General features: G+C 55.7%; 20 protein-coding genes. 10 read left to right on the plus strand and 10 right to left on the minus strand.

Features of this window, described 5'->3' with window-relative positions; genetic code table 11:
• Nucleotides 1–25 precede the first annotated feature (25 nt).
• The gene (locus tag EDF82_RS23380) at nucleotides 26–301 is read right to left on the minus strand and encodes a DUF1471 domain-containing protein (protein ID WP_123757859.1); all 276 of its coding nucleotides are present in this window, start codon (nucleotides 299–301) and stop codon (nucleotides 26–28) included.
• A gap of 347 nt (nucleotides 302–648) precedes the next feature.
• Between EDF82_RS23380 and rpsF the strand changes: the two genes are divergently transcribed.
• From rpsF to EDF82_RS23405, 5 genes are all read left to right on the plus strand, one after another.
• Nucleotides 649–1,044, plus strand: a complete 396-nt coding sequence (rpsF, locus tag EDF82_RS23385; RefSeq protein WP_004098001.1) for a 30S ribosomal protein S6 — start codon at nucleotides 649–651, stop codon at nucleotides 1,042–1,044.
• A 5-nt stretch (nucleotides 1,045–1,049) separates the two neighbouring features.
• Nucleotides 1,050–1,364, plus strand: a complete 315-nt coding sequence (gene priB / locus EDF82_RS23390; RefSeq protein ID WP_041143726.1) for a primosomal replication protein N — start codon at nucleotides 1,050–1,052, stop codon at nucleotides 1,362–1,364.
• A 4-nt stretch (nucleotides 1,365–1,368) separates the two neighbouring features.
• Nucleotides 1,369–1,596, plus strand: coding sequence for a 30S ribosomal protein S18 (gene rpsR / locus EDF82_RS23395; protein WP_002210155.1), 228 nt, complete (start codon nucleotides 1,369–1,371; stop codon nucleotides 1,594–1,596).
• Between the two features lie 39 nt (nucleotides 1,597–1,635).
• Nucleotides 1,636–2,085 carry a 50S ribosomal protein L9 gene (gene rplI / locus EDF82_RS23400; RefSeq protein ID WP_041143727.1) on the plus strand — a complete coding sequence of 150 codons (450 nt, stop codon included), beginning with the start codon at nucleotides 1,636–1,638 and terminating at the stop codon, nucleotides 2,083–2,085.
• 152 nt (nucleotides 2,086–2,237) lie between these two features.
• The gene (locus tag EDF82_RS23405; RefSeq protein WP_123757860.1) at nucleotides 2,238–3,188 is read left to right on the plus strand and encodes a DMT family transporter; all 951 of its coding nucleotides are present in this window, start codon (nucleotides 2,238–2,240) and stop codon (nucleotides 3,186–3,188) included.
• A 33-nt stretch (nucleotides 3,189–3,221) separates the two neighbouring features.
• Here EDF82_RS23405 and EDF82_RS23410 read toward each other — a convergent pair whose 3' ends face one another.
• The gene (locus EDF82_RS23410) at nucleotides 3,222–3,905 is read right to left on the minus strand and encodes a LysM-like peptidoglycan-binding domain-containing protein (RefSeq protein ID WP_123757861.1); all 684 of its coding nucleotides are present in this window, start codon (nucleotides 3,903–3,905) and stop codon (nucleotides 3,222–3,224) included.
• A gap of 328 nt (nucleotides 3,906–4,233) precedes the next feature.
• On the opposite strand from EDF82_RS23410, the gene fklB reads away from it, so the two are divergent.
• Nucleotides 4,234–4,854 (plus strand): FKBP-type peptidyl-prolyl cis-trans isomerase, encoded by a 621-nt coding sequence (gene fklB / locus EDF82_RS23420; RefSeq protein ID WP_123757862.1) that lies wholly within the window; start codon nucleotides 4,234–4,236, stop codon nucleotides 4,852–4,854.
• Between the two features lie 306 nt (nucleotides 4,855–5,160).
• Nucleotides 5,161–6,564 (plus strand): D-serine/D-alanine/glycine transporter, encoded by a 1,404-nt coding sequence (gene cycA, locus EDF82_RS23425; protein ID WP_123757863.1) that lies wholly within the window; start codon nucleotides 5,161–5,163, stop codon nucleotides 6,562–6,564.
• A 123-nt stretch (nucleotides 6,565–6,687) separates the two neighbouring features.
• Here the strand turns inward: cycA and ytfE are convergent, their stop codons facing one another.
• From ytfE to EDF82_RS23445, 4 genes are all read right to left on the minus strand, one after another.
• On the minus strand, nucleotides 6,688–7,350 hold the full coding sequence (ytfE, locus tag EDF82_RS23430; RefSeq protein WP_123757864.1) for an iron-sulfur cluster repair protein YtfE: 663 nt from the start codon (nucleotides 7,348–7,350) through the stop codon (nucleotides 6,688–6,690).
• Between the two features lie 82 nt (nucleotides 7,351–7,432).
• Complete coding sequence (locus EDF82_RS23435; RefSeq protein ID WP_123757865.1) at nucleotides 7,433–8,407, minus strand: DMT family transporter; 975 nt, start codon at nucleotides 8,405–8,407, stop codon at nucleotides 7,433–7,435.
• Between the two features lie 76 nt (nucleotides 8,408–8,483).
• Nucleotides 8,484–9,308 carry an AraC family transcriptional regulator gene (locus EDF82_RS23440; RefSeq protein WP_123757866.1) on the minus strand — a complete coding sequence of 275 codons (825 nt, stop codon included), beginning with the start codon at nucleotides 9,306–9,308 and terminating at the stop codon, nucleotides 8,484–8,486.
• Nucleotides 9,309–9,388: 80 nt separating this feature from the next.
• The gene (locus EDF82_RS23445) at nucleotides 9,389–10,237 is read right to left on the minus strand and encodes an SDR family oxidoreductase (protein WP_123757867.1); all 849 of its coding nucleotides are present in this window, start codon (nucleotides 10,235–10,237) and stop codon (nucleotides 9,389–9,391) included.
• Between the two features lie 84 nt (nucleotides 10,238–10,321).
• On the opposite strand from EDF82_RS23445, the gene EDF82_RS23450 reads away from it, so the two are divergent.
• Complete coding sequence (locus EDF82_RS23450) at nucleotides 10,322–10,711, plus strand: helix-turn-helix domain-containing protein (protein WP_123757868.1); 390 nt, start codon at nucleotides 10,322–10,324, stop codon at nucleotides 10,709–10,711.
• Here the strand turns inward: EDF82_RS23450 and EDF82_RS23455 are convergent.
• Nucleotides 10,708–12,660 carry a bifunctional 2',3'-cyclic-nucleotide 2'-phosphodiesterase/3'-nucleotidase gene (locus EDF82_RS23455; RefSeq protein ID WP_123757869.1) on the minus strand — a complete coding sequence of 651 codons (1,953 nt, stop codon included), beginning with the start codon at nucleotides 12,658–12,660 and terminating at the stop codon, nucleotides 10,708–10,710. The two genes, EDF82_RS23450 and EDF82_RS23455, sit on opposite strands and share 4 nt — an antisense overlap.
• A 189-nt stretch (nucleotides 12,661–12,849) precedes the next feature.
• Between EDF82_RS23455 and cysQ the strand changes: the two genes are divergently transcribed.
• Complete coding sequence (gene cysQ / locus EDF82_RS23460) at nucleotides 12,850–13,593, plus strand: 3'(2'),5'-bisphosphate nucleotidase CysQ (protein ID WP_123757870.1); 744 nt, start codon at nucleotides 12,850–12,852, stop codon at nucleotides 13,591–13,593.
• On the opposite strand, the gene EDF82_RS23465 is transcribed toward cysQ, so the two are convergent.
• Nucleotides 13,583–14,140 (minus strand): YtfJ family protein, encoded by a 558-nt coding sequence (locus EDF82_RS23465; RefSeq protein WP_123757871.1) that lies wholly within the window; start codon nucleotides 14,138–14,140, stop codon nucleotides 13,583–13,585. The two genes, cysQ and EDF82_RS23465, sit on opposite strands and share 11 nt — an antisense overlap.
• Nucleotides 14,141–14,458: 318 nt before the next feature.
• Between EDF82_RS23465 and EDF82_RS23470 the strand changes: the two genes are divergently transcribed.
• Nucleotides 14,459–14,665, plus strand: a complete 207-nt coding sequence (locus EDF82_RS23470; protein ID WP_004857160.1) for a DUF1107 domain-containing protein — start codon at nucleotides 14,459–14,461, stop codon at nucleotides 14,663–14,665.
• Between the two features lie 63 nt (nucleotides 14,666–14,728).
• Here the strand turns inward: EDF82_RS23470 and araC are convergent, their stop codons facing one another.
• On the minus strand, nucleotides 14,729–15,601 hold the full coding sequence (gene araC, locus EDF82_RS23475) for an arabinose operon transcriptional regulator AraC (RefSeq protein WP_123757872.1): 873 nt from the start codon (nucleotides 15,599–15,601) through the stop codon (nucleotides 14,729–14,731).
• Between the two features lie 29 nt (nucleotides 15,602–15,630).
• Nucleotides 15,631–17,640 carry a beta-galactosidase gene (locus tag EDF82_RS23480; RefSeq protein WP_123757873.1) on the minus strand — a complete coding sequence of 670 codons (2,010 nt, stop codon included), beginning with the start codon at nucleotides 17,638–17,640 and terminating at the stop codon, nucleotides 15,631–15,633.
• Between the last annotated feature and the right edge of the window lie 7 nt (nucleotides 17,641–17,647).

Genomic DNA, 17,647 nt, shown 5'->3' on the forward strand with positions numbered 1-17,647 from the left:
GGGCGAAGTCAACGATTCAGAGGGGTTAGCGGTAAATCGCCGCTTCTGCGTGTATCAGACCGTTGCTTTCCGGTTCGTGAATCAGGATTGGCTGGAAGTATTTTGCGCCTCGCGCATCGCTCAACTGATTCAGAGCCTGATCGGCTTCTTGTTCAGTCGCCATATTATGGTTGATATAGATAACGCCAAGGCTCTGCACATCGTCCATATTCCGTGCCTGGCGCCCATCGATCTTGATGGCTGCCTGCGCGCTCGCGCTCAGTAAGACAGCAGCCAATGCAGCAATGATGATGTTTTTCATACTCTACGCTCCTGACGTTCTGTCGGCCATGCTGGCGTTAATCCGGGGTCCTCTTGGGTTATCGATGGCTTTGACTTAAGTGTAATCTCTGGCTGTCGCGGCATCGCGACCATTTCTGATGGAGTTGTTCAAAAAAACGTCGCTACCGTTGTTGATTAATTTTAAATCACTGACTTAATACGGCTTTGCGGATAGTGCGAATTATTTGCGCAATTTGCTTGTCTTAATTGGCTTTCGTACGTATTATGACGCGTCAATTTTTCAGCCGCCCTTTAACCACGTTCCTTGCCTCCATGGGCCGCGGCTGACCCAGACAGGAGGCTGAATAATCCGTAAGGAGCAATTCGATGCGTCATTACGAAATCGTTTTTATGGTCCATCCTGACCAGAGCGAACAGGTTCCGGGTATGATCGAACGTTACACTGGTGCAATCACTGCAGCAGAAGGTACGATCCACCGTCTGGAAGACTGGGGCCGCCGTCAGCTGGCTTACCCGATCAACAAACTGCACAAAGCTCACTACGTTCTGCTGAACGTTGAAGCCCCGCAGGAAGCGATCGATGAGCTGGAAACAAACTTCCGCTTCAACGACGCCGTTATCCGCAGCATGGTAATGCGTACTAAGCACGCTGTTACCGAAGCATCTCCGATGGTTAAAGCGAAAGACGAGCGCCGTGAGCGTCGCGAAGATTTCGCAAACGAAACCGCAGATGATTCCGAAGCTGGGGATTCTGAAGAGTAATCCTGATGACCAATCGTCTGGAGCTGTCCGGCATTATATGCAGGACGCCAATTCGTAAGGTCAGCCCGTCAGGAATTCCACACTGCCAGTTCGTGCTTGAGCATCGTTCAGTGCAGGAGGAAGCCGGTTTTCACCGGCAGGCATGGTGCCAAATGCCCGTTATTATTAGCGGACACCAAAACCAGGCCATTACTCACAGTATAACGGTCGGTAGTGCAGTAATCGTTCGGGGGTTCATTTCTTGCCACAAGGCAAAGAACGGCCTGAGCAAAATGGTTCTGCATGCCGAGCAGATTGAATTGATAGATTCTGGAGACTAGCCAAATGGCACGTTATTTCCGTCGTCGCAAGTTCTGCCGTTTCACCGCGGAAGGCGTTGTAGAGATTGATTACAAAGACATCGCTACGCTGAAAAACTACATTACCGAAAGCGGTAAAATTGTCCCGAGCCGTATCACCGGTACTCGTGCAAAATACCAGCGTCAGCTGGCTCGCTGCATCAAGCGCGCTCGCTACCTGTCCCTGCTGCCATACACTGATCGTCATCAGTAATCGGCCGCCGTCTATTAACGACTTTAAGAGGATAAGGTAATGCAAGTTATTCTGCTTGATAAAGTAGCAAACCTGGGTAGCCTGGGTGATCAGGTTAACGTTAAAGCGGGTTATGCTCGTAACTTCCTGGTACCGCAGGGTAAAGCTGTTCCTGCTACCAAGAAAAACGTTGAATTCTTCGAAGCGCGCCGCGCAGAACTGGAAGCTAAACTGGCTGACGTTCTGGCTGCTGCTAACGCACGTGCTGAAGCAATCAATGCACTGGGCAACGTTACCATCGCGTCTAAATCAGGCGACGAAGGTAAACTGTTCGGTTCCATCGGTACCCGCGACATCGCTGACGCTGTAACTGCAGCTGGCGTTGCCGTCGCTAAGAGCGAAGTTCGTCTGCCGAACGGCGTTCTGCGCACCACCGGTGAGCACGAAGTGGACTTCCAGGTTCACAGCGAAGTATTCGCGAAACTGGTTGTAAACGTTGTAGCTGAGTAATTTATTACTGAGTTCGCGTCGAGACGCCGGCCTTGTGCCGGCGTTTTGCTTTTCTGCATCACGTCTTTGAACAATCTTTTCCTTGTATGGTGGCTATTCCGCGTGCTTTCTGGATAATAAAATAAAACGCTATTTTATTTTTGGTGACGCGAATGGATGCCCCCTCAGTTTTTTCCCGTAAGAAAGTGGCTTACGCCTGTGCAACCCTGTGTTGTTTATTATGGGGAAGCTCTTATCCGGCAATAAAAAGCGGCTATGAACTGTTTCATATCGCCACCGATGATGTGCCGTCAAAACTGGTCTTTGCAGGTTACCGTTTCCTGTTTGCCGGGTTGCTGTTGCTGCTCTTTGCCCTGGCACAACGAAAACCGGTTGCGCGCCTGAATCCCCGGCAATGTGCACAGCTGGCGATACTTGGCGTAACGCAAACCTCCCTGCAGTACATTTTCTTCTACATCGGGCTGGCGTTTACCACCGGCGTGAAGGGCTCGATCATGAACGCCACCGGGACCTTCTTTAGCGTCTTGCTGGCGCACTTTATCTATCAGAACGACAAACTGAGCTACAACAAAGCCATCGGCTGTATTCTCGGCTTTACCGGCGTGATGCTGGTGAACTTTAGCCATTCGCTGAGCGATTTTAGCTTTGTCTGGCAGGGGGACGGTTTTGTGGTGCTGGCGGCGTTTATTCTGTCGGCGGCGACACTCTACGGAAAGCGTATTTCACAAACGGTCGATCCCACGGTGATGACCGGCTGGCAGCTGGCGTTTGGCGGTCTGGTGTTGCTGGTTGGGGGTTACTTCACCGGTGGCGAGTTGGTTATCCACAGCACCACGGCGCTGCTGGTGCTCGCCTATCTGACGCTACTCTCTTCGGTGGCTTTTGCAGTGTGGAGCGTATTACTCAAGCACAATCGCGTCAGTATGATTGCGCCGTTTAACTTTGTGATCCCGGTTGCCGGAACCGTGCTGTCAGCGATTTTCCTCGGTGAGAACATCTTTGAGATCAAATATGTGATTGCGCTGGTGCTGGTTTGTGTCGGGATTCGGTGGGTAAACAGAGAAGGGACGCCGCGCGTCAAAAAATCCAGGCAGGCCGGGTGACACACCCGGCTATGCCACATGCTTTAGCGCGCGTTATCGTGCGCGGATAAAGCTGCCATTCGCCTGGCGGGTGAACAGCACCTGCTGCCCGCTGCCGGTATCAATCGTCAGACCCGTCACCACACCGTTGGCATTCTGGCGAATCTGCACCGTCTGCCCGGTTTGCAGCGAACTTAACGGCTTACCCGCGCCTTCGACCTGGGCCATGGCGTAGACGTCAGTCGGCGGAAGATTATGGTCGCGGAACAGCTGAGCCAGGGTTTTACCGGCTTCGATGCGGTAGGTGCGCCACTGTTGCTCAATCCCCGGCGCGGATTGCTGTTGTTGTTGCTGCTGCTGCTGCTGCTGTGGCTGAGAGTAGGCCTGGCTTTGACTCTGGCCCTGGTCCATCGGCTCATCCTGAACAGGCTCAGGCGCCACCGGGGCCATTTGGTCGGCATCATTGACCGTAGGCGTGTTGGTAATAGGCGGCAGCGGCATGCCCTGCTGGGCCGACTGCGGCTGGGACTGTGATTGCAGGTCGATACTGGCTTCGCGGCTATTTTGCATTGGGCTGCTGCTATCTTCTGAAGGCAGCAGTATGCCGATAATCACCAGCAACGCGCCGGCAATAATGCCCCGACGATGCATTGGCGGCAGCGGATCCATGATGCGAATATGATCCGGGGCGTGCCAGATCTTCGCCAGGGTAGGTGTGATATCAAAGCGCCCGGGCATGGCTTTCCTCCTGCTCCGCATATTTTTATCCTGCTCAGTAGAGTATAGATGGCTAACTTCCTGATGGCCGAGACAAAGATATGTTTCGTGAGGTTAACCTGATATCTCCTATTGTTTCTGTTTCCCTTAGATTTGTCATCATCTCCGCGACAAAGTTTTACCCGTCGTGCTATGGCTGATATGCTTCCCACCACTTTATACCCGTCATACTTCAGGTTGCAGGCGCGTTGGCTGCACTCGAATTATCCAGGGTATCTATTCCGGCTTTTTCCGCTGCTGTCGCATGAAGCCGTGGAGTATGAAACTCTCACCCAACAAAGGAACAAAGATGGCAACCCCGACTTTTGACACGATTGAAGCGCAGGCAAGTTATGGTATCGGCTTGCAGGTTGGACAACAGCTGAGCGAATCTGGCCTGCAGGGGCTGCTGCCGGAAGCACTGGTTGCCGGCATTGCTGATGCGCTGGAAGGCAATCAGCCGCAGGTGCCGGTGGAAGCCGTTCACCGCGCGCTGCGTGAAATCCACGAACGTGCTGATGCCGTGCGTCGCGAACGTTTCCAGGAAATGGCGGCTGATGGCCAGAAATACCTCGACGAAAACCGCGAGCGTGAAGGTGTGAACAGCACCGAATCCGGCCTGCAGTTCCGCGTTCTGACCCAGGGCGAAGGCGCGATCCCGGCACGTACCGACCGCGTACGCGTGCATTACACCGGTAAACTGATCGACGGTACCGTGTTTGACAGCTCTGTGGCGCGCGGCGAACCGGCTGAATTCCCGGTAACCGGCGTTATCGGCGGCTGGATTGAAGCGCTGACCCTGATGCCGGTCGGTTCCAAATGGGAACTGACTATTCCGCACGAGCTGGCCTATGGCGAGCGCGGTGCTGGTGCATCCATTCCTCCGTTCAGCACCCTGATTTTTGAAGTTGAACTGCTGGATATTATCTAAACAGCAGGGGCTTCCTCTCCCGTTTGGGGGAGGAAGCGACTAAAAATAGCGAAAAAAACTTAAGTTGAGAGTTTGCTGGTGTTTTATATTGCTCGCTCGCGTTTTAGGTGTATTTTTGTGAGCTGTTTCGCGTGACTGGAGTGATATAACACTCACTTTAAACATATATTTAACATTATATCTAAATCATAGTATTCATCCCTCCGATTCTTACCTAATATCGATAAGCCCATTTTCAGGGCAATAGCGAATGACGGGCCATCAGAGCCTGAACAACACAGACAGGTACAACAGGAAGAAAATCACATGGTAGATCAGGTTAAAGTCGCTGCCGCAGAGCAGGCTCCGACTGAACAATCGCTACGGCGAAATCTCACGAATCGACATATCCAGCTTATTGCTATCGGTGGCGCCATTGGTACCGGGCTGTTTATGGGCTCCGGCAAAACCATCAGCCTTGCCGGTCCATCCATCATTTTTGTTTATATGATCATCGGCTTTATGCTGTTTTTCGTTATGCGTGCCATGGGCGAATTACTGCTGTCGAACCTCGAATATAAATCATTCAGCGATTTTGCCGCCGACCTGCTGGGGCCGTGGGCAGGGTATTTTACCGGCTGGACCTATTGGTTCTGTTGGGTTGTGACCGGGATGGCCGACGTGGTGGCCATTACCGCCTACGCCCAGTTCTGGTTCCCCGGGCTGTCCGATTGGGTGGCCTCGCTGGCGGTTATCCTGCTGCTGCTGAGCCTTAACCTGGCCACCGTGAAAATGTTCGGTGAAATGGAGTTCTGGTTCGCGATGATCAAAATCGTCGCTATCGTGGGGCTGATTGTTGTCGGCCTGGTGATGGTGATGATGCATTTCAAATCGCCGACCGGTGTCGAGGCGTCGTTTGCCCATCTGTGGAATGACGGCGGCTGGTTCCCGAAAGGCATCAGCGGGTTCTTTGCCGGCTTCCAGATCGCGGTCTTTGCGTTTGTCGGTATTGAGCTGGTGGGCACCACCGCTGCGGAAACCAAAGATCCGGAGAAATCCCTGCCGCGCGCGATTAACTCTATCCCGCTGCGTATCATCATGTTCTACGTCTTCGCGCTGATCGTGATTATGTCGGTGACGCCGTGGAGCTCCGTGGTGCCGAGCAAGAGCCCGTTCGTCGAGCTGTTTGTGCTGGTGGGCCTGCCGGCTGCCGCCAGCCTGATTAACTTTGTGGTGCTGACATCGGCCGCCTCTTCGGCCAACAGCGGCGTGTTCTCGACCAGCCGTATGCTGTTCGGTCTGGCGCAGGATGGTCAGGCGCCGTCGATGTTTGCCAAGCTGTCGAAGCGTGCGGTACCGGCGAAAGGGCTGACCTTCTCCTGCATGTGCCTGCTGGGCGGTGTGGTGATGCTGATGGTTAACCCAAGCGTAATTGCTGCGTTCACCATGATTACCACGGTGTCGGCGATCCTGTTTATGTTCGTCTGGACCATTATCCTCTGCTCCTATCTGGTCTACCGCAAAAAGCGTCCGCAGCTGCATGAGCAGTCGAAATACAAGATGCCGCTGGGCAAACTGATGTGCTGGGTTTGTATGGCCTTCTTCGTCTTCGTTCTGGTACTGCTGACGCTGGAAGCGGACACTCGCGAAGCGCTGATTGTGACGCCGCTGTGGTTCGTTCTGCTGGCGGTGGGTTGGTTCTTTGCCGGTAAGAAGCGTCTGGCGAAATAAAAATCTTCGGCAGAGATTTTTAACGTTGCTTGCAACGGCCCGTAGGGAGACGGGCATAAAAAAGGCCACTGCGGTGGCCAATAAGACTGACACTGTCGAGGGCGCCTGCGGGCGCCTTTTTTGTTAGTTTCCGGCGAGGGCGCGCGGGAACAGCACGTTGTTCTCCAGGCTGATGTGTTCCATCAGATCGTCAATCAGTTCATTAATGCCGTTGTACATCGCTTTCCAGGTGGTGCAGGCTTCCGGCGGCGGCGTCACATTGTTGGTGACGTGCTTAATCACCTCCAGCAGCTCACCCGCTTCGTCGTGTTCGCTTTCCATGACGCTGACAGGCCCTGCGGCTTGCGTCCCCATGCCCTGCTTAATCATCGGGAACAGGATCTGTTCCTCTTTCATCATGTGGCTGGAGAGCTCCTGGTGCAGCATGGTCAGGTATTTTGTCAGGCCGACGGGCACGTTGGGTTTGTCAGCATGCACACGCTCAACTTTGGTGGCCTGCAGGATAAGCTCCGGCAGTTGCTCGCGGTGGCGGTCGTGGTAACGCACGATAATGTGGTCGATGATTTCCGCATACGGCACGACACGCCAGTCGCGTTCTACCGGTGTTTCTGCCAGCTGCGCCAGCTCGGCTTCAATCACCGCGACGTCCAGGTCTTTGCGCGTTGCCGCGCGATCCAGCGTCTGCTTGCCGCCGCAGCAGTAGTCCATGTCATATTTACGGAATAACGCGGAGGCGCGCGGGATAGTCAGCGCCAGTTCGCCTAAAGGTTGGTCACGAAAAGCCATAGCGGATACCTCGTCTTTAAAAATATAAGATGCATATTAAATGCATCTTATAGATAAAGGAATACCCCTTTAGGATACCAGGCTATTTTTTATGCCCGCAGACCGGCTCCAGCACCGGCAATTTTTGTGGTCGGGAGCGCACCGCGTAGACCACGCCGATCACCAGCAGCAGAATGCCGCTCAGGGTCAGCAGCGGCGGCATGCTTTGCCGCAGCAGGAAGGTATACAGCAGGCCGGCCAGCGTTTCGAAGACGATCAGCGGCCCGAGGATCACCGTAGGAAGCTTCTGGCTGGCGATGTTCCAGCACAAGGCGCCCACCCACGAACAGAGCACGGCAATAGCCAGCATCAGCGTCACGAAAAGCACCGGCCGCGGGCCGAAGGGAAGCGGGAAGTCGGCCTGTTGAGCCTGCAACCACCCACAGGCAACCAGATAGCCCGCCAGCGAAACCGGTAAGGTCACCAGCGCCTGCGCCGTCGCCCACATCATCGGATGCTTGTCCGGGTTTTCCCGCAGCCAGCGGGCATTACGTAAGGCGTACCACGCCCAGCAGGCCACGGAGATCAACGCCAGCCCAATGCCGGAACCATAGCGCCAGACGCTGAAGTTGGGCAGGCCCTGGCGAAGTTCAGCGATGTTGACGCATACCAGGCCGATGGCAATGCAGGAGAGCGCCGGGAACAGGCGTCGCCACGGCAGTTTGCCATCACGCTGGCTATAGAGCAGGTTTGCCATCACCGGCAGCACCACCGGCAGCGTGCCGATAATCATGGTCGATACCGGCGCGCCGGTGCGCTGGATGGCGCTGGCAAGGCAGACGTAATAGATAAGATTGCCCATCATGGTCAGCCCCAGCGCCGTCCACCAGTCTCGTCCCGACAGCTGACGCAGTCGCGCGCGACCCAGCCAGGCCAGCGGCAGCGCAATCAGCCCCAGCGCCAGATAGCGCCCCATCGATTGCAGCACCGCCGGGTATTCCGGGATCAGCACCGGGCCGACAAAGATCAGTCCCCACATCAGCCCTGCCAACAGGGCATACAACACACCGCTAATCATCACATCATCCGCACTCGTTTCAGTTGGCGTAAAGTGTAGAAGAGGGTGGGGCGGAAATATTGTATGAGGTTGCGCATTAGCGCCGGGCGACCTGCTTTTGATAGCGAACCGGGGTGATGCCGTAGCGGCGGGTAAAGGCGCGGGTCAGGTGCGACTGATCGGTCAGGCCAGCGGCGGCGGCCACTTCGGCGGCGGGCATACCGTGGGTGAGGAAGGCTTTGGCTCGCCACAGGCGAATGGCCATCAGCATCTGATGCGGCGTGACGTGGAAGTGGGCCTTAAACTGGCGCTGAAAATGGTATGGGCTCAGGGCGGCAACCTGTGCCAGCTCATCCAGCGAGACGGCGTGCATATAGTTGTCGTGCAGATAGTCGCGCACCCGCTCGAAGCGGTGGGAGGCTTCAGCCAGCACCGGCGCGTGATGGGCCAGCGGGCGGAAGGTATCGATCAGGTCCAGCAACAGTCCCTGCTGGGCCAGCGGGTCATCGGTGTGCCATAAGCCATAAATCAGCTGGCACAGTTGCTGCGAGCGTCGGGGATCCTGGCGTACCACCTCGCTAAACCACCAGTGGCGTACGCCGGTGATCTCTTCCAGCTTGTCAGGCTCCAGATAGACCATTCTGTAGCGCCAGCCGTCAGCGGTCGCCGCTTCACCGGTGTGCAGTTCATCCGGGTTCATGGTGACGATGGAGTTTACCGGGGCGACGTACTGGCTGCCGCGATAGCGAAAGCGCTCGGCGCCCAGCTCTATCGCGCCAATACCGAAGGCTTCGTGAGTATGGGGTTCGAAGGCGTAGCGGGAAATATGGGCATGATACAGCTCAACGCCGGGCACCTGCGCCAGATGGCGAAAGCGCGCGCTGTCTCTCTCATCGTTGAACTGTTCCGGTACGCCCTGCATTGAGTCACTCCCGACGGATCTCCAGTTATTATTGGGGATGACCCGCCGGGATGCTACAAAAATTAACCTTTTTGCAACGGTTACAGAATGGCGCTGATGCTTTCCGCCAGCGAAGTCGTCGGACGGCCAATCAGCGTGCTCAGGGTATGACTGTCGTCAAACAGGCCGCCTTTTTCGGCGCCGCTGTCCGAATCGGCGAGCATCTCCGCCAGTCCGGCTGGCAGGCCAACGCTCTTCAGCGCCGCCGCAAAATCGGCTTCACTGAGATTCTGATAGACCACGTTTTTACCGCTTTGCTTGCTCAGCTCTGCGGCCAGTTCGCTCAGGGTCCAGGCGTTATCGCCGGCCAGCTCATACACTTTCCCGGCGTGGCCCTCTTCGGCGATCACGCGCGCTGCCGCTAAGGCATAATCGGCACGGGTTGCCGTGGCGATTTTCCCTTCACCGGCAGCACCGATAAAGACGCCATGCTCCAGTGCCGGCGGGGCGCTGGCGAGATAGTTCTCGGTGTACCAGCCGTTGCGCAGCAGTGCGTAAGGGATGCCGGAGTCGGCGAGTAATTTCTCGGTCTCCACATGCTCAACGTGCAGGCCCAGCGGAGAGGTATCCGCGTGCAGCAGGCTGGTGTAGGCAATGAATTTCACGCCGGCCGCTTTAGCGGCATTGATGACGTTACGGTGCTGCGGCGTGCGCTGGCCGATTTCATTGGAGGAGATCAGCAGCAGCTTGTCCACACCCTGCAGGGCGGCGGTAAATGCGGCTTCGTCGGTGTAGTCGGCCTGGCGAACCACCACGCCTTGTTGGCTCAGGGATTCGGCTTTCGCCGGGTTACGCACAATGGCCACAATCTGGCTGGCCGCGGTGGTCTGTAACAGATTCTGTAGTACCAGGTGGCCAAGCTGGCCGGTAGCGCCGGTAATTGCGATCATGGGTCTTCTCCTTCGTGTTCAGTAGCAGTTGTGGTAAGCTAACACCTTAGCTAACTTTTAGTAAGTACGTACAAAAAGGTAAGTATGAAGAACGTGAATCCCACTCTGAGTGAACAGCTGCGCGACGGTAACCTGTTTGCCGAGCAGTGCCCGTCACGCGACGTGCTTAAACATGTGACCAGCCGCTGGGGAGTCTTAATTCTGGTGGCGTTACGCGGCGGTACCCATCGTTTTAGCGAGCTGCGTCGTAAGATGGGCGGCGTGAGTGAAAAAATGCTGGCGCAATCGCTGCAGGCGCTGGAGCAGGATGGCTTTATCAATCGGCTCTCCAGACCGGTGGTGCCGCCACACGTCGAGTATAGCCTGACCCCGCTTGGCGAGCAGGTAAGCGAGAAAGTGGCGGCGCTGGCCGACTGGATCGAGCTGAACCTGCCCGCGGTTCTGGCGAACCACGAGCAGGTGGCTGAGGTTTAAGGCTTCGACTGACCCAGATCCAGCTGGTAAATGGCAAAGCCGATATCGTCGGTGGCAACCTGGTGCATCGGATACTGTGCTTTTTCTTTGATGAACGCCGCCGCTTTCTCACCCGGCGAGGTCTCAAAGCGAATATCCAACGGCACCGTGCCGTGAAGCGGCGCCAGGCGCCAGTTATTATCGGCGGACGGGTGAATAGCACCGGATTTTTTCGATTCGGCGCCGATCCATGCCGCCAGTACCGAGCGGTTTTCGTCAGGGGAAGCAAACGCAATATGGCTATCGCCGGTACCGGCAAACTTGCCGCCGTAGGCGCGATAGTTATTGGTGGCGACGAGGAAGGTGGCGGTCGGGTCGACAGGTTTACCGTTAAAAGTTAGATCCTTAATGCGTTCCGCCTGCGGGTTAACCATCTGGCATTCGCCGTCGTAGCGCGCCGGCTGGCTGACATCAATCTGGTAGTTCACACCGTCAATCACATCAAAGTTATAGGTGCGGAAACCGTCCCAGTTGATTAATGACTGCGGTTTGCTGCTGGTCAGGTCGATGCGATTGAACTGTCCGGCGGAACATTCCAGCCACTCTTTGACCTCTTTGCCGCTGACTTTCATTACCACCAGCGTATTGGGATAAAGGTACAGGTCGGCGGCGTTACGGAAGGTGAGCTGGCCCTTTTCGACTTCGACGAAGCTGGCCGGGTCGTTCTTACGACCGCCAACTTTAAACGGCGCGGCGGCGGAGAGCACCGGCAGTTTCGCCAGATCCGGATCGCCCTGAATATAGTGTTCGACATAGGCCTTCTGCGCCATGTTTACCACCTGCACGGTGGGGTCATCCTGCACCAGCGCCAGGTAGCTGTACATGTTATCGGCAGACTGGCCGATGGGTTTGCTGACGAACTCACGGGTTGCATCGTGATCGGCTTTGAGCACCTGCACCAGCTTCGCGTCTTCTGCCGCCAGCGATTTCTTCGCCACCGCGTCATAGATCGGGCGCGCTTCAGCTTTGGCCTGCGCGACCTGCCAGTGGCCAGCATCGTTATTCAGCACCAAATCGACGATGCCCAGGTGGTCGCCCCACATGCCGGGCATCACGGCGGGAATGCCGTTCAGCGTGCCTTTTTCGATATCCGCGCCCTTAATGCTGGCGAAATCTTTCCCCGGGAATACCGCATGCGCGTGGCCGAACATAATGGCATCCACGCCGGGCACCTGGCTTAAGTAGTACACCGAGTTTTCCGCCATCGCCTGGTACGGATCGGCGGAGAGCCCGGAGTGGGCAATGACCACCACCACATCGGCGCCTTTTTCACGCATTTCCGGCACGTATTTCCGCGCGGTTTCGGTGATGTCGTTGACGCTGACTTTACCGCTGAGATTAGCTTTATCCCAGGTCATAATTTGCGGCGGCACAAAGCCGATATAGCCGATGCGTAGCGTCTGGGTTTTGCCATCGCTGTCCTGAACCTGGGTCTCTTTGATCAGGTACGGCGTGAACATCGGCTGGCCGGTTTTGCTATCGATAACGTTGGCGTTCACGTAGGGGAACGTCGCCCCGGCCAGCGCCTTGTGCAGGAAATCGAGGCCATAGTTGAATTCGTGATTGCCGAGGTTGCCCACTGTGTAATCCAGGGTATTCATCGCCTTATAGACCGGATGAACATCGCCTTTGTTGAGCCCTTTTGCCGCCATATAGTCGCCCAGCGGGCTTCCCTGAATAACGTCGCCGTTATCGACCAGCACGCTGTTTTTGACCTCCTGGCGGGCTTTTTCGATAAGCGTGGCGGTGCGAACCAGACCAAACTTTTCGGTGGCGGCGTCTTTGTAATAATCGAAATCCATCATATTGCTGTGCAGATCGGTGGTTTCCATGATCCGCAGATCGACGGTGGCGGCGTTCACGCTGGCCGCGACCAGCGTGGCCAGTAACGTTACGCTAAACTTCATCATCAGAGGCATCCTTTTCATGAGCAATGGCACAGTAGAAAATGTATGTACATTCTGTTGCTTACAGAAGTGTGAATCATGCCGAAATTTGCACGATGAAACCGCCATTACTATCACAGATAGCGGAACTCGCACCGATGCGATATAACTAAAACAACGAGTTAACGCCACTGTAACCAGACGAGGTGGAGAATGTTAGAACAAGTATGTGAGCTTGCACGGCGTGCAGGTGATGCCATCATGGATGTCTATGATGGGAAGCAACCGATGGACGTAGCCAGCAAGAAAGATGATTCTCCGGTTACCGCGGCGGATCTCGCGGCTCACAGCGTGATTATGAGCGGCCTGCTGGCGTTGACGCCGGACATCCCGGTGCTGTCTGAGGAAGACCCGCCCGGCTGGGACATCCGCCAACACTGGCAGCGTTACTGGCTGGTGGATCCGCTGGATGGCACCAAAGAATTTATCAAACGTAACGGTGAGTTCACCGTCAATATTGCGCTGATTGAGAACGGTAAACCGGTGCTTGGCGTGGTCTATGCCCCGGTGATGAAGGTGCTGTACTGCGCGGAAAACGGCAAGGCCTGGAAAGATGAGTGCGGCCGGCGCAAGCAAATTCAGGTGCGTGATGGCCGACCGCCGCTGGTGGTCATCAGCCGCTCTCACGGCAACGACCCGGAACTGCAGGAGTATCTGGAGCAGCTCGGCGAACATCAAACCACGTCCATCGGCTCATCCCTGAAGTTTTGCCTGGTGGCGGAGGGTCAGGCCCAGCTTTATCCGCGCTTCGGGCCGACCAGCACCTGGGATACCGCGGCTGGTCATGCGGTTGCGGTTGCTGCCGGGGCGCACGTTCACGACTGGCAAGGGCGTACTCTGGACTACACGCCGCGTGAGTCGTTCCTCAACCCCGGCTTCCGGGTCTCTATTTACTAAGCAGTTTGTGCAGCAGCGCGACCACCTGCTGCACTTCCTCCTGGGTGAGTGCGCCATCTTTGGCCCACTGCACGCGGCCCTCGCTATCCAGCACGACAATGGCTGAACTCTCTTCCTGCAGCTGCCAGGCTTTGCGGGCCAGGCCGTTGCTGTCGACAATAAACTGCGACCAGGGGTAGAGCTGTTTGTTGCTCTCAATGCTGCTGCGCACGAACATACCGGAGCCTGGGATGGCATCATCGGTATTGACGATGGTGGTGGTCTGGTAGCGATCGTGCGGGAATTTCGCCGCCTTGATCGCCTCGATCAATGTGGCGTTTTTCTCTTTTGCCGAGGTGCGCCCGGCGATGTGTTGCACCACGCGAACTTTTCCTGCCAGCTGCGAGCTATTCCAGTTTTTGTAGCTAAACTTATCATTATCCAGCATTAATTCTCCCCGGTCGGCTATGCCAACCGGCGCGACGCGCTGGCCATCAACAAAGTTATGCGCTGATGCTATCAGCGGGAACAGGAGGCAGGAAGCCGCCAGAAATGTACGTAGGGTCATGATGGGTCCTTATTGTATGCAGGTGATCCGACCACTTGGTCTGGCTTTAAGCATAAGTGCGATTTACCGGTGTGACACGCAATCAGAAGGCCAGTTTGCGTGTTAACGCACATATTCGAAGAAAATCGGCCACTTATACTCATTTCTACGTATGTTTGAAACGATAGTTCTTAATTATTGTCATCAAAAGGTAAATAAACTTATGCATGCTGGGTATTACAAAGGTTCTGAACTATAGTTTTAGGGCATTAAATTTGCGCTCCAGAATCGTGGGCTAAGTGTGGCACCACAAGAGCGTAACCCTGGCAGGAGACAACAATGAAAATTTTCCAACGCTACAATCCGCTGCAAGTGGCGAAGTACGTGAAGATCCTGTTCCGCGGACGGTTATACATCAAGGATGTTGGCGCTTTTGAGTTTGATAAGGGAAAAATCCTTATCCCGAAGGTCAAGGACAAGCAGCATTTGTCTGTGATGTCTGAGGTTAATCGTCAGGTCCTGCGTTTGCAGACCGAGATGGCGTAACCTGAAGAACGATGTAGCTATGCGGTAAAAAAAGACGGCTCCCCACGGGAGCCGTTGATGTTTCTAGTCCTTCATCATCGCATAACGTTTACGGTATTCGCCCGGCGGAATGCCGTTATGTTTGCGGAAAATCCGGGTGAAATAGACCGGGTCAGCGTAGCCGACCGACAGCGCAATTTTGTTTAACGGCAGCGAAGTACTCTGAATCAGCCATTTTGCCCGGTTGATGCGCTGCGCCTCGCGCCAGGCGTACACCGTCTGCCCGAGTTCATTTTTGAACAAGTGGGCCAGCCTTGACGGCGAGATGAAGACCATCGCTGCCAGGGTCTCAATTTTTACTTCCTGAGCAATGTGCTCGTTGAGATATGCACAGACGGCGTTAATCCTCGGGTCGTGAGCGTGGCGATTGCTGATGGGCTGAAGCTGAAAACAGTTGAGGATCAGGCGTTCCAGCGCATTCATGGCCAACGCTTCCGACAGCGGGGCGCTAGCAGAATGGTGGCGAATGACCTCATAGAACAGATCGTGCAGATTTTGCTGTTGTTCGGGGTCGGTAATCGTGGTTTTGCCAATATTATGGGTCGTCTGATCCCATTTCAGCCAGTCTATCCAGTAGGGGCGAGGGATAAAGTAGATCCACAGATGGTCCCAGTGATCGCTGTGTTCATCCCGCCCGTAATGATGCGGAACGCCGGGCGGAAAGAGCAGCATATCGTTCTCGCGACACAGCAGGGAGCCGTCACCGGCTTTGGCGCGGGCCTGGCCACGCAGGGTGAAATTAATAATGTAGCCTTTCATCCCCTGCGGGCGGTTAATGTAGTAATCCAGCGTTGAACCGCGAGTGATGGGCGTAAAGCCCGCGACAACCCAGGCGTTGAAGGTAAAGGTCTTCATCAACGGCGAGAAATTCAATAGCTCATTGATATCCAGTTCCATTGTTTCCTCGTCTGAGCGCCGCGATGCGTTTAACTTTCGATGATACTAAATTCCCAGGCCTTGAGACGCAACGGCTGGCCGACGTGAACGCTCTCGCCGCTCAGGACATTTTCCCCGGCGGTCTCGCTGATGACATCCAGCGGGTCGGCAGAGTAGTTGAACAGAAAATTCACGATGTTGCCGTCGCGATTGCGCATCTTTCTGACCACCAGCGGATAGCGGTATGCCGACGTACGCGAACGCAGCGTCTGGTCGGCGGTGAGTAAATCAAACAGCTGGCTGATGAGCCTCTTGTGCGGCAGGAAGCCCACGTAGATGGCGCGGCCCTGACCATAGTCCGCATCAGTGGCGGCGGCATACTCGCCCCACGCGGGGTGCTGATAGCGCAGCAGGGTGCGGGTGTTGGCCTCCGGGGTCAGCAGCTCCATCCACAGTTCTGCCTGATTATTCTCGCTGCAATCAAGCTGCGCGCAGCACGACGCCACGGTGGTCTCTTCCGAGAGGGTGAACTGGCTGTAGCTGACGCCGCAGGCCTGGTGCAAAATCCCCGGCTGCGTGCTGTGACGCACCTTGACGTTTTCATCGCTAAAGCCTGATTTAAAGCCAATCAACGCTCTACCGCCCTGGGCAATATAGCGATTGATACGGTTTAACAGGCCATCATCGGCAGCGTAAAGACCAGGAATAATCAACGTGCGGTAGCGCGAGGTCTCCTCGTTGACATCGTGGATGATGTCGAGACTAACGTTATCGTCGTACAGCGCATCATGGAAGCGGCGGAAAATATCGTTATAGACATTGCCCTGGGCATCACCGGGCCGGAACTGATTCAGCGCGTCCATCGCGTCGTTGCTGACCAGCAGGGCGACGTCGTTTTCTGCCCGCAGGTCGGCCAACTGCGGGGCCAGACGGGCAAAGTCAGCGCCGATAGTAGTGGCTTCCTGCCAGGTAGGGTTACGTGAAAAATCGTGGCTTAACAAGCCCTTCCAGTAGGTCTCAAACGAATTGTGGATCGAATGCCAGTGCCAGTAGGAGACCATGGTTGCGCCGGAGGCAATATGGCTGAAGGCCTGCAGCCGGAGCTGGCCCGGGAACGGCGTCCACTGGGCAAATCCCTGTGCCTGCGTCTCCAGTACGAAGTAATTCTGCCCTTGCTTCAGCGAACGGGTGATGGCGCCGCCAAAGGCGATTTCCCGCCCGGTGAGGTGTTGCTGGCTGGGGTGATAGATATCGACCCCGGCAATATCCAGCGCCTGCGCGGCGGCGAAGTGATCGACCCGCGGCTGAACGCCATAAGAGTAGCCCCGCCATTCAAAATCGAAGTTATGGGTGACAAACTGCTGCGGCTGCGCATACTCGCGCACGATCTCCGCCTGCCAGGCCAGGTACTCCGTCACCTGCTGACGCTGATAACGCGAGAATGCGCAGGCGAGGCTGGCGTTAATGGTGTTCTCAACCGGCGGGAAATCCTGCCAGCTGTCGATACGGTTGCTCCAGTAGTTCAGGCCAAAATCGTGATTCAACTGGTCGAGGTCCGGGTACTGTTCCTGCAGGCTGCGTACGAACCCTTCCTGCATATGGCGGCCGATATTATCGTAATGCTTGGTTTCGTTATCCAGCTGCCAGCCGATAATCGCCGGGTGATGCTGAACATGCGCCATCAGGGTACGGATAATGTTTTCGGCATAGCGTCGGAAGGTTGGGTTGACGATATCCATAATTTGCCGCGGGCCATATTTCTGCTGCCCCTCGACGGTGGTAACCATAATGTCCGGATGTTTAGCCGCCAGCCACGCCGGGACCGCATAGGTGGGCGTGCCGATAATCACCGCAATGCCGGCCTGGTGCATCGCGTCCAGCACCCGGTCGATATGGTAGAAGTTGTAAACACCTTCCTGAGGCTCCAGGGTGCTCCAGGTGGACTCGGCAATGCGCACGACGTTAATCCCCGTTTCACGCATTAAGGCGATATCTTTCGCCAGACGATCCTCCGGCATATATTCGTCGTAATAGGCCACGCCATAAAATAATGTCGACATGCAGGTT

The sequence above is a fragment of the Klebsiella sp. BIGb0399 genome, assembly GCF_003752615.1.
GTDB classification, from domain to species: domain Bacteria; phylum Pseudomonadota; class Gammaproteobacteria; order Enterobacterales; family Enterobacteriaceae; genus Klebsiella; species Klebsiella lignicola.